The 1,620-nt window shown below is 66.5% G+C and carries 1 pseudogene; it reads left to right on the top strand.

Annotation, left to right across the window (positions count from 1 at the left end):
* Window positions 1–107: 107 nt before the first annotated feature.
* A pseudogene (locus tag ACWEKS_RS49240) lies at window positions 108–1,497 on the top strand (IS1380 family transposase).
* The last annotated feature ends 123 nt before the right edge of the window (window positions 1,498–1,620 follow it).

Here is a 1,620-nt window from a genome sequence, read left to right as displayed (position 1 = left end):
CGGGCTTGTGTCCGTCGGTGTGCAATGAATGAGAAAAGTGCCCTTCGAGCTGGGATGATCGCTGTTGTCTAGGCAGTGATCGGTCCGGTTTCAGAAGGGCACTTCGGGTGCAAGTTTCGCATAGGTTCGCCGCGGAGTCAGCGGTGTTCGATGATCGGAATCTCGTGTCGCTGGCCGGTCTGGTGCCGGTGATGCGGCTGGCCGAGCAGACCGGGCTGGACGGGCTGCTGGCAGAGAGGGTGTCGATCGCCGCGCCGCGGATCAGGTCCGGGTCGGCGAACCCTGGCCCGAAGCTGGTGACACTGATCGCCGGGATGTGTGCCGGTGCGGACAGCATCGACGATATCGATGTGCTGCGCAGCGGCGGCATGAAGGCCGTGTTCGACCGGGTGTATGCGCCGTCGACGGTCGGAACCCTGTTGCGGGAGTTCAGCTTCGGGCATGCCCGTCAGCTCGAATCGGTGCTGGGCGCGCACCTGTCGCGGTTGTGTGCGCGGGCCGATCTGCTCCCCCGGCGCCGGCCAGCGGGCGTTCGTCGATATCGATTCGCTGTTGAGGCCGGTGTATGGGTATGCCAAGCAGGGCGCGTCCTACGGGTTCACCAAGATTTCGGGCAAACAGGTTCTGCGCAAAGGACTTTCACCACTGGCGACCACGATCAGCACCGACCTGGCTGCGCCGGTGATCGCGGGAATGCGGTTGCGCGCCGGGAGAGCGGGATCGGCCAAAGGGGCCGGGCGGATGGTCGCCCAAGCCGTCACCACCGCCCGCGCGGGCGGGGTGACCGGTGAGATCCTGGTGCGCGGGGATTCCGCCTTCGGTGGTCGGGCGGTTATCAGCGCGTGTCACCGCCACGGAGCCCGGTTCTCGTTAGTGTTGACGAAGAACCGCGCCGTGGCGCGGGCGATCGCGTCGATCCCCGCCGATGCGTGGACACCGGTGAAATACCCCGGCGCGGTCCGCGATCCCGACAGCGGTGAACCGATCTCCGACGCCGAGGTCGCCGAAATCCCGTATACCGCTTTCGCTTCCAAACCCGACCGGGTCACCGCCCGGCTGCTCGTGCGCCGCGTCAAAGACGCCGCCCGCCAGGACGAACTGTTCCCGGTCTGGCGGTTTCACCCCTTCTTCACCGATTCGACCGAACCCACCGTCGATGCCGACCTCACCCACCGCCGCCACGCCGTCATCGAGACCGTGTTCGCCGACCTGATCGACGGCCCACTGGCACACATGCCGTCCGGGCGCTTCGGCGCGAACTCCGCCTGGGTGTTGTGCGCGGCGATCGCGCACAACCTGCTGCGCGCCGCTGGCGCACTCGCTGACCCGCGACTGGGCAGAGCACGCGGAACCACGTTGCGCCGCAAGATCATCGCCGTCCCTGCTCGTCTCTCACGCCCACAGCGAAAACCTGTCCTGCACCTGCCCGCTCACTGGCCTTGGGCCACTACCTGGCGGCAGTTGTGGCACGCCACCACCACGCTCTCGACCGCCTGAACACTCGCGAACCACCCCTACGACCAGGAACAACAGTGGAAAGGCTGGGCAGACCAGCAGCTAACTGCTACCCAAATCCCAGTTGTTCGCGCGCCACAGGCGCGCGACAACCCAGAAACCCAA

The sequence above is a fragment of the Nocardia sp. NPDC004711 genome (genome assembly GCF_053601595.1).
The sequence above is the reverse complement of the archived record's forward strand: the minus strand, read 5'-3'. Positions and strand labels throughout refer to the sequence as shown.